Source organism: Streptomyces sp. MnatMP-M17 (assembly GCF_900091995.1).
Lineage (GTDB): Bacteria > Actinomycetota > Actinomycetes > Streptomycetales > Streptomycetaceae > Streptomyces.
Genome location: NZ_FMDK01001196.1, coordinates 1 through 2,044, shown reverse-complemented (window position 1 = coordinate 2,044; position 2,044 = coordinate 1). Strand labels below are relative to the sequence as shown.

The 2,044-nt window shown below is 72.2% G+C and carries 2 protein-coding genes and 1 pseudogene; all 3 read right to left on the bottom strand.

What is annotated here, in order from left to right; genetic code table 11:
• Positions 1-241, bottom strand: a pseudogene (locus GA0115259_RS37725) (hypothetical protein); the annotation flags it as partial.
• Positions 238-816, bottom strand: a complete 579-nt coding sequence (locus GA0115259_RS37720) for an ATP-binding protein (protein ID WP_093605091.1) — start codon at positions 814-816, stop codon at positions 238-240. The gene GA0115259_RS37720 and the pseudogene GA0115259_RS37725, both read right to left, overlap by 4 nt.
• Positions 817-902: 86 nt before the next feature.
• Complete coding sequence (locus GA0115259_RS37715) at positions 903-1,817, bottom strand: NADP-dependent oxidoreductase (RefSeq protein ID WP_093605089.1); 915 nt, start codon at positions 1,815-1,817, stop codon at positions 903-905.
• Positions 1,818-2,044 lie beyond the last annotated feature (227 nt).

The window sequence follows — 2,044 nt, the reverse complement described above, 5'->3', positions numbered from 1 at the left end:
GTAGGAGCCGTACGACATCGGCGGGCTGCCAGCCGCGCTCCCAGGCCAGCCGTACGAACCCGACGCCGCGCAGCCGCAGTTCGGCATCGGCCGCCGGATCGGCGGCGAGGAGCGAGGCACCGGTGTCGAGGCCCTCGCTCCGCTCGCCGTCCGCCGTGGACAGCACGGCGTGCAGGGCCCGTTCGACGGTCCCTGCACCCACGTCGGCGGCACCCGCGTCGGCGGCATCCGTGTCACTCATGGCTCCGATGATCCCAGGTGCGGCCGGTGGGCCTGGGCCGGTGTCAGGTCAGGGCGGCCAGCTCTGTCCACAGGCTGTGGACAACTGTTCTCGGCCACCCGCCGCCGGCCGGCGAACTCGCACCACACCACCTTTCCCCGTACCGGGCCCGCGTGGTCGCCCCAGTCCGCCGCCAGGGCCGTGACCAGCAGCAGGCCCCGGCCCTCTGCCGGATCCGAGGCGTCCACGCCGGCCGGCGCCGGCCCTACGGGCCATCTCGGTGGTGTCCGGGACGGGTCGGCGACCTCGACCCGCAGCCGGTTCTCCGTACGCAGGATCCTGAGGGAGACCGGACCGCGGGTGCAGCCGCAGAGACAGACGCCGTGGCGTACCGCGTTGGTGACGAGTTCGCTGACCACCAGTTCGACGGTGGCGGTCAGTTCGGCGTCGACGCGGCGCAACGCGAGCACCTCGCGGGTGTGACGGCGCGCCCTGGAAGCCGCTTCCGGCTTGTGAGGAAGCGGGATCCGGGTCAGGGGCAGCCAGGACCGGCCGGAGTCGTAGACGCCGTGCGCGAGTCCATTGTCAGTGGGCATCGTTACTCTCGGACATCAAAGGATTACTGAGAGCAATCTATGGTGCACGAGAGGAGTCAGTTGTGCCACGTCATCCGTTTCCGAGGTCAGGGCGTGATCACCAACTTCCCGTTCGCATGGCCTTTCTCGCTCGTCTCCTGGGCCTCCGCCGCGTCCGCGAGCGGAAAGGTCCCGGCGATCCGGAGCCGCAGGCCGCCCTCCGCCGCCAGGCGGACGTTCTCGGCCAGGGCGGCGCGCTTGCTGCCGGGCGCGGTGACACCGGCGGAGAAGGTCACTCCGTGGCCGGCCGCGTCCGGATCGGCGATGGTGATGATCCGGTCCGTCGTGCCGCCGCGCAGCTCGATCGAGTCGGGCAGCGCGCCTTTGCCCGCCACGTCGAAGACCGCGTCCACGCCTTGAGGCGCGACCGCGCGGACGCGCCCGACGAGACCGTCGCCGTAGGTCACCGCGGTGGCGCCCAGCGAGCGGAGGTAGTCGTGGTTGGCGGGAGACGCCGTGCCGATCACGGTCGCGCCGCGCGCCACCGCGAGCTGGACGGCCACGGAGCCGACGGCACCCGCCGCGCCGTGCACCAGCAGGGTCTCGCCCTTGTGCACCGCGAGCTGGTCGAGCACGCGCCGGGCCGTCTCGCCCGCGACAGGGATCGCCACGGCCTCCTCCCATCCCAGGGAGTCGGGCTTGGGTACGACGGTCTCGGCAAGGGCGTACTGGGCATAGGCGCCGGTCGTGGTCCAGCCCACCACCCTGTCGCCGACGGCGACTTCGGTGACGCCCTCGCCCGTCTCGTCCACGACTCCGGCGCACTCCGAACCGGGGATGGCGGGCAGCCGTGTGGAGAAGAGCTGTTCCATCCATCCGTGGCGGATCTTGTAGTCCATCGGGTTGACGCCGGCCGCCCGGACCGCCACGCGGACCTCGCCGGGTCCCGCGTGCGGTTCCTCGACGTTCCGGGTGTGCAGGACGTCCGAGCCGCCGAACTTCTCGAACACAACCGCTTCCATATCCGCATCCCTCCCGTGTCCGTGCGGGCCGTGGCCATGGCCATGGCCATATCTCCGATCCTCCCGTCGTCCGGCCCGGACCGCCTTCCGGGCGGGCGCCCGGGCGATGTCAGACCCGGCTGCGAGACTCGGTGTATGACCGGGAGATGGGCTCTGGCACCGGCGGAGGGCGGCGGCGCGCTGCTGGCTCCGCTGGGCGAGGACGGCCGGGCGGCGGGGCCCGTGCT